The sequence below is a fragment of the Rhizobium sp. 05L419 genome, assembly GCF_056397845.1.
Genome location: NZ_JBFTOF010000013.1, coordinates 155245 through 162140, shown reverse-complemented (window position 1 = coordinate 162140; position 6896 = coordinate 155245). Strand labels below are relative to the sequence as shown.

The window sequence follows — 6896 nt, the reverse complement described above, 5'->3', positions numbered from 1 at the left end:
TTATCTCGCGATAACGCCCTTGCTGTTTGGCTAACGGTTCCCATCACCAGGGCCCGTAGAGGACTTGCACCTCCAAGTCGTCGACCGGATACCATCCCGGTCAAACAGTGCTTACGCACAACGCGCCATGCCTGGCGCACCATGAAAAAAGGGCGCGGTTTGCGCGCCCTCGATCCTGGTCGAAGCCCTCAGGCTTGGCGATGCCTCAGTGGTTGATCGCCTTGTTGATCTCTTCGGTCACCTTCTTGGCGTCGCCAAGCAGCATCATCGTGCCGTCCTTGTAGAACAGCGTGTTGTCGATGCCGGCGTAGCCGGAGCCGAGCGAGCGTTTGACGAAGATGCAGGTCTTGGCCTTGTCGACGTCGAGGATCGGCATGCCGTAGATCGGCGAGGTCTTGTCGTCGCGCGCCGCCGGATTGGTGACGTCGTTGGCACCGATGACGTAGGCGACGTCGGCCTGGGCGAATTCCGAATTGATGTCTTCGAGCTCGAAGACTTCGTCATAAGGAACGTTCGCTTCGGCCAGCAGCACGTTCATGTGGCCTGGCATGCGGCCCGCGACCGGATGGATCGCGTATTTCACCTCGACGCCGTTCTTCTTCAGATTGTCGGCGAGTTCGCGAAGCGCATGCTGGGCCTGTGCCACCGCCATGCCGTAGCCCGGCACGATGATGACCTTGGACGCGTTCGCCATCAGGTATCCCGCGTCCTCCGCCGAGCCGAGCTTCACCGTCTTGTCGGAGTTGTCGGTGGTGCCGGACGACGCCTCGCCGCCAAAGCCACCGAGGATGACCGACACGAACGAGCGGTTCATGCCCTTGCACATGATGTAGGACAGGATCGCCCCCGACGAGCCGACCAGCGCGCCGGTGATGATCAGCGCCAGATTGCCGAGCGTGAAGCCGATGCCGGCCGCTGCCCATCCCGAATAGGAGTTCAGCATCGACACGACGACAGGCATGTCGGCGCCGCCGATCGGAACGATCAGCAGAACGCCGAGCGCAAGCGACAGGGCGACAATCGCCCAGAAGTCGAAATGGCTTTCCGAAGCCCCCAATCCGACGATGAAGAACACGATCAGCGCCAGCAGCGCTGCGTTGATCAGGTGGCGGTACGGCAGCATGATCGGCTTGCCCGACATGCGCCCGTCGAGTTTCAGAAAGGCGATGATCGAACCGGTGAAGGTCAGCGCACCGATCGCCGCACCGAGCGCCATTTCGATGCGCGCTTCGGTGTGGATTTCGCCGATATTGCCGATACCGAAGGAAGCCGGCGTATAGAGTGCCGAGGCCGCGACGAGAACCGCGGCAAGGCCGACCAGCGAGTGGAAACCGGCCACCAGCTGCGGCATCGAGGTCATCGGAATGACGCGGGCGATATAGGCGCCGGCACCGCCACCGATCGCAAGACCGAGGACGATGAGCACGAAGCCGCCGAAGGAAGGCGTGGCAAGCGTCAGCGTCGTGAGGATGGCGATTCCCATGCCGGCCATGCCGTAGAGATTGCCCTTGCGGCTGCTCGCCGGGTGGGAAAGTCCGCGTAGCGCCAGGATGAAGAGGACACCGGAGACGAGGTAAAGAAAGGCTGCGATACTGGTCATGCGGTTCTCACTTGTCCTTCTTCTTGTACATCGCCAGCATGCGCTGGGTGACAAGGAAGCCGCCGAAGATGTTCACCGATACGAGCACGAGCGCGACGAAACCGAAGCCGGTCGCCAGCCCGCTGGTCGAGATACCGACCGCAAGCAGCGCGCCGACGACGATGACGGATGAAATCGCATTGGTGACGGCCATCAGCGGCGTATGCAACGCCGGCGTCACCGACCAGACGACGTAGTAGCCGACGAAGATCGCCAACACGAAGATCGCGAACTGGAAGACGAAGGGGTCGATCACGCCGCCGGTCGCAGCACTCGCCACCTCCGGTGCATTGGCTGCAGCCGAAGCAATTGCACTCACAGCCTGGTTCAGCTGATCCAGCGCCCGGTCCATCTGTTCTGTAGCCATTACTTGTCCCCCTTCTTCGCGCCGCCGAATGCCGGGTGCACGACATCGCCGGCATGCGTCAGCATGGTCGCCCTGATCAGTTCGTCCTCGCGATTGAAGGCGATCGCCTTCGTGTCCTTGTTGACCATGGTCTCAAGGAAGGTGACGAGGTTCTTGGCGTAGAGCGCCGAGGCACTGGCCGCGATGCGGCCTGCCATGTTCGCAAAGCCAATAACTCTGACGCCATCGACATCGGCAACCTTGCCTGGCTTGACGCCATCGATATTGCCGCCGCGCTCGACGGCGAGATCGACTGCGACCGCGCCCGGCTTCATCGATTTCAGCATGTCGCGCGAGACGAGCTTTGGCGCCGGGCGTCCCGGGATCAGCGCCGTGGTGATGACGATATCCTGTTTGGCGATGTGTTCGGCGACGAGCGCTGCCTGCTTGGCCTGGTATTCCGCAGACATCTCCTTGGCATAGCCGCCTGCGGTTTCAGCCGCCTTGAACTCTTCGTCCTCGACGGCGATGAACTTCGCACCCAGCGAGGCAACCTGTTCCTTTGCGGCGGGGCGGACGTCGGTGGCCGAGACAGCGGCACCCAGGCGTCTAGCGGTTGCGATCGCTTGAAGTCCTGCGACGCCCGCACCCATCACGAACACCTTGGCGGCCGGAACGGTACCGGCGGCCGTCATCATCATTGGCATGGCGCGGTCATAAACCGCTGCGGCCTCGATGACCGCCTGATAGCCCGCAAGATTGGCCTGAGAAGAGAGAACATCCATCGACTGCGCGCGCGTGATGCGCGGCATCAGTTCCATGGCGAAAGTGGAGAGACCGGCTTTCGCCATACCGGCAATCGCCTCGTCATTCCCGTAGGGATCCATGATGGCGATGACGACGGCGCCGCTCTTGTAGCCGCCGATTTCCACCTCGGTTGGCCGTCGCACTTTGAGTACGACATCCGCCGATGCCGCGTCTCCCGCCGACCCGATCCGTGCCCCGACGGCCTCGTATTCGCTGTTGGGGATCCTGGAAAGCTTGCCCGCGCCCGCCTCGACGACAACGTCGAGCCCGAGGCCCTTGATCTTCTTTACGGTTTCAGGAGACGCCGAAACACGCGTCTCATCCCCCGTGGTTTCCTTGGCCACGAAAATAATATTGCCCAACCGCCCCCTCCTCCGGGTCAGCAAGACCGCAGCAGGTCTCCCTGCTCAGCTCAAGCATCATTGAAACGTTCTTGAAAAGTCGCCTCGCTTCCGCCTGCGCTTAGCGCAGCAGAACGATACCGGCGACCAATACGATCAGGAGAACGACAAGGCCGCCGAGGAAGCCCGCACCGGCGAAGAAACCCGCCGTCATGCCGAGCAACAAGGCTACGAGAAAAAGCGTGCCGTATTTCGCGGCCGCAAGGAACATGTTGTAGGTGTTCTCATGTTCCTTGTAGTCCATCGCCGCGCCGACTTCGGCAGGTCCGGTGTGATGTTCGGCCATGATATCGTCTCCCTCAAAAATCCCGGCCGACATGATGGTGCGGCCGCGCGACTGCCATGCTTCCCTCGGTCCCACGAGGAAAATTCCCTTGAGAGGCCATACACAAAGCGCGCAGAAAGCGCAATGCATGAGAATGCCGCGGGCGGGCGGCATTCTCATGCAATTCAGCACGTTGGATCAGAGCGGCAGATCGGTTCCGAATTCGCCCTGCGGCACGAAGCGCGCGGTCGGGATAATGGTGAGCGGCGGCAAGGTATCGTCCGGTTTGCGCGAGAACATCAGGCGCTGTTCGCTGGCGCTGGAGATGAAGAACGGATAGCGCGTCAGGAGCTTGCGCCCGACCTCGATCACATTCGTCGCCATCAGCGTCATGTCGATGCCGTAGTTCTTCGCCAGCCGGCCAGGAACGATCGTATCGGCATAGAAGACCCGCTTGTAGAAGGCGGCATGCGGCGGCCGGCAGAACTGAAGAACGCGGTCGGCGCGGAAATACGCCGCCGCAACGATGCTCGGCCTCAGCGTCAGGTAGGGAAGCCACGGCAGATCGACGGTCAGCTCCGGGTCGGCGGCGAAACGCGCGGGGTCGATCAGGGTAAGTCCGGCATCCAGGAGCGCATCCATCGCCTCGGGGAACGCGCCGGCGGACTGACTGACCCGATGCTCAGGTGTTACATAATGGAGCCGTATCGTGCTGACGAGTTCACCATAATAGTACAGGCCGAAGACATGAGCATGGCTGTCGAAATCGCTGGCGTCCAGCAGTCCTTTGGGTGCKAGCGCCAGCGTGTCGCGCGCCTTGTAGGCCTTGTAGCGCAACCGTTCTATCTCGACCATGTCCTCGTTGCTTTCGATGCGCCGATACTCGACATGGTCCAGAATCTCGAGAAGCTTGTTGCTGAAATCGCTCGTCGTTACAGGAGTGCTCACCATGATGCCCCGTTCGTCAGTTAACGAAGTATTAATCATATGAAAATGCGGCGCGGGGCAAGGAACTAAGACAATTTGCGTTATATTTGAATTATTAAGGTTAACGGCGTCTGGCCCACAAACCCTGTTCGGGCGCGGTCAGATCAATGTGATCGTGGAGGTCAGGCGACCCTGGGGCGGCGTTTCGACGAAGCGCGGCGGCTGAGGTTCTGGGACAGGATGGTGATGTTCTGCGATGGAACCGGCTGCGAGAACACGTAGCCCTGGACGAGATCGGCACTGCGGTGCTTGTTGAGAACCGCGAGCTGTTCTTCCGTTTCCACCCCCTCGACAACGATCTTCAGACCGAGCTCGCGAGCGAGGTTGACCGTCCCGCGCAACAGCTTCAGGCGGCGGGAATCCTCGACGATGTTGCGCACGAAGGATCGGTCGATCTTGACGATATCGAGCGGCAGCGTGTCGAGATAACTGAGGCTGGAGAAGCCGGTGCCGAAATCGTCGATGGCAATGGTGATGCCGCGCGAGCGCAATTCGGCAAGAATCGTCCGGACGGCGGCCGGCTCGTCGATGAGGCAGCTTTCGGTCACTTCCAGATGGAGTCGGCGGGCGTCCAGTCCTGAGTGCACCAGCGCCTCCAGGACCACGGAGAGAATATCGGCGTCGCGCAGGTCGCGCGCGGAAAGATTGACTGAAACGCCGATATGCTCCGGCCAGGTCATGCAGTCGCTGCAGGCCTTGAACAGAATAAATCGGGTGATATCGGAGATGATCCCCATGTCTTCTGCAAGCCGGATAAACACATCCGGCGGGATCGATCCCTTCTCCGGATGAACCCAGCGGGCCAGTGCTTCGGCGCATTCGATGGAAGAGCCGTCCGCCTTGAACATCGGCTGGTAGGCGACGCTGAGACGTTGGGTATCGACGGCCTCGCGTAGGTCCGCCTTCAGCTTCTGCTGCTCGATGTAGCGCCCGTCCATCTCACGTTCGAAGCCGGTAATCCCGCCGCGCAGCCGCGACTTGCTTTCGAAGAGCGCGAGATCGGCCTTGATGCTCCATTCGTCCATCGCGAAAGCGTCGCTTTCGAGGATGGCGTAGCCGGCGCTCAAAGATACGAGGAACTTGACCTCGTCGGCCTCGTAGCTGCCCTGGAGTTCGGTATGCACGCGGCGGATCTCCGCTTCGACCACATCGACGTCCTTGGCATGCTGGAAGAACAGGATGAACTGGTCGCCCATCAACCTGCCGACGATCGCCTTGCCCGAAACGTCCTTGACCTTGGCAGCAATCGCGCACAGCAGATGATCGCCGGTGATGTGGCCACGCATGTCGTTGACATGCTTGAACTCGTCGATATCAAGCACCATAAAGCCGAGCGGGCCGCGTTTTTTCGGGTTCCTGTCGAGATACTCCTGCACGAGATGGCCGAAATACTGGCGGTTCGGCAAGCCTGTCAGCGCATCGAAACGCACCATGTGCAGGATCTTCTGCTCAGCCTTCACGCGGCTCGACACGTCTTCGAAGATCAGCACTGCACCGCCGTCGGCGCGACGGCTGGCCGAGAACTCGAGCGACAGATCCTCGGGGAAATGGATGAGCGTGCGCGACAGCTTGCCTTCGGCAACATGCGTCATCTGACGAAGGATTAGCTCGGGCTGCGTCGAATCCATGAAGCTGTAGCGCGCGCCATAACGCAGGACGGCGCCAAGGTCGCGCTCCTTCAGCCGCTCCGGATCGCCGATCTTCAGGAGTTCGCAGGCTTTGCGGTTGATCACCTGAATCCGGTTTTCCGGATCGACCATGACCAGGCCGTGCGGCATGTTGTTGAGCGCCGTATCGAAACGGTCGGCGATCGATGTGATTTCCCGGCGCGCAATGACATTCTCGTACAGGAACTCGCGCACGCCGTTGGCCATGGCCCGCGTCGTCAGCCAGAAGGGAATAAGGAAAATCGATAGAATGCCGCGATAGAAATCCAGCGCCATCAGGCTGCAGATGATCATCGGCAGGCAGCAGGAAAACGTCTGCAGGTCAACCGCAATGCGCGAACCGTAGTTGCGGCCGACGACGGAGACCATGGTCGCCATGGTGACGGAAATGCAGGCCAACTCCGCAAAGGAATCGCGCAGGATGAAGATGGCGTAACCGCTGGCAAAGCCGAGGAGAGTGGTGGTGCAGGCGGCACCGGCAACGAGGATCCGCTCCCAGCGCTCTATTCCGGCGCGCGACAATGTCTCCTTGTCGACGCGATCGAACTGCCGGAAGATGGCCATGCGGGCGCAGAACACCAAAGAGATGGCGATGGACAGCAGGACATAGAGGAAAGACTGCGTTTTGGCCGCTACCGCAAGGAAAGTGGCGACATGCACAATGACACCCGCCAGAAGCGTCATGCGGTTCCCGGAAAGAGAACTTACAAACGACAGATACACATCGGTGGGGACCCTGTCCGGGCTATGTGGCTTCATCCATACTTTCCCTGTGCGGCGAAAC

General features: G+C 60.8%; 6 protein-coding genes. All 6 read right to left on the bottom strand.

The window, feature by feature from the left end; translation table 11 throughout:
• Positions 1-205: 205 nt before the first annotated feature.
• Positions 206-1600: an NAD(P)(+) transhydrogenase (Re/Si-specific) subunit beta gene (locus AC1DMK_RS17905; protein WP_477860774.1), complete on the bottom strand. Its 1395-nt coding sequence runs from the start codon at positions 1598-1600 to the stop codon at positions 206-208.
• Positions 1601-1607: 7 nt separating this feature from the next.
• On the bottom strand, positions 1608-2006 hold the full coding sequence (locus AC1DMK_RS17900) for a proton-translocating transhydrogenase family protein (RefSeq protein ID WP_037069640.1): 399 nt from the start codon (positions 2004-2006) through the stop codon (positions 1608-1610).
• The gene (locus AC1DMK_RS17895; RefSeq protein ID WP_037069642.1) at positions 2006-3154 is read right to left on the bottom strand and encodes a Re/Si-specific NAD(P)(+) transhydrogenase subunit alpha; all 1149 of its coding nucleotides are present in this window, start codon (positions 3152-3154) and stop codon (positions 2006-2008) included. Before AC1DMK_RS17895 ends, AC1DMK_RS17900 begins: the two co-directional genes overlap by 1 nt.
• 100 nt (positions 3155-3254) lie before the next feature.
• The gene (locus tag AC1DMK_RS17890) at positions 3255-3479 is read right to left on the bottom strand and encodes an aa3-type cytochrome c oxidase subunit IV (RefSeq protein ID WP_037070004.1); all 225 of its coding nucleotides are present in this window, start codon (positions 3477-3479) and stop codon (positions 3255-3257) included.
• 177 nt (positions 3480-3656) lie between these two features.
• Positions 3657-4409, bottom strand: coding sequence for an N-acyl amino acid synthase FeeM domain-containing protein (locus tag AC1DMK_RS17885; protein WP_037069644.1), 753 nt, complete (start codon positions 4407-4409; stop codon positions 3657-3659).
• A gap of 158 nt (positions 4410-4567) precedes the next feature.
• Entirely contained in the window at positions 4568-6871 is a 2304-nt protein-coding gene (locus AC1DMK_RS17880; protein WP_477860772.1) for a putative bifunctional diguanylate cyclase/phosphodiesterase, read from the bottom strand.
• Positions 6872-6896 lie beyond the last annotated feature (25 nt).

What these genes read in the sequence shown, in the direction of transcription:
- AC1DMK_RS17880 (WP_477860772.1), bottom strand. Translation starts at nt 6,871, where the DNA reads ATGAAGCCACATAGCCCGGACAGGGTCCCCACCGATGTGTATCTGTCG.
- AC1DMK_RS17890 (WP_037070004.1), bottom strand. Translation starts at nt 3,479, where the DNA reads ATGGCCGAACATCACACCGGACCTGCCGAAGTCGGCGCGGCGATGGAC.
- AC1DMK_RS17900 (WP_037069640.1), bottom strand. Translation starts at nt 2,006, where the DNA reads ATGGCTACAGAACAGATGGACCGGGCGCTGGATCAGCTGAACCAGGCT.
- AC1DMK_RS17905 (WP_477860774.1), bottom strand. Translation starts at nt 1,600, where the DNA reads ATGACCAGTATCGCAGCCTTTCTTTACCTCGTCTCCGGTGTCCTCTTC.